Source organism: Paenibacillus sp. GbtcB18 (genome assembly GCF_019091125.1).
Classification (GTDB): Bacteria; Bacillota; Bacilli; order Paenibacillales; family NBRC-103111; genus Paenibacillus_F; species Paenibacillus_F chitinolyticus.
Genome location: NZ_JAGXJX010000762.1, coordinates 1 through 242 on the forward strand (window position 1 = coordinate 1; position 242 = coordinate 242).

The 242-nt window shown below is 52.1% G+C and carries 1 pseudogene; it reads left to right on the forward strand.

Going from position 1 to position 242, the window contains the following annotated elements:
* Positions 1–48: 48 nt before the first annotated feature.
* Positions 49–242, forward strand: a pseudogene (locus tag KVT34_RS30960) (permease); the annotation flags it as partial.

The following is a 242-nucleotide window of genomic DNA, read 5'->3' on the forward strand; positions in this document are numbered from 1 at the left end:
AAAGTTATCTTTCCATGAAGCGCTAATCTTAGAAGGGGAGGACACGAAATGTCTGGGGGCAAAAAGAAATTGGGAAGTGATGTCAAACACCCGCCGAACCAGAAAAAGAGCCAGATGGGAGAAAGCATGAAGGAGTGGGGGATTCCCCTGGCCCTAACGGTCGTTTTGCTGCTATTCTTTATGCCCGCGCCTGAAGGCATGAACGCGCAGGCCCCAAGTTCGATCGCCATTTTCCCCGGAGC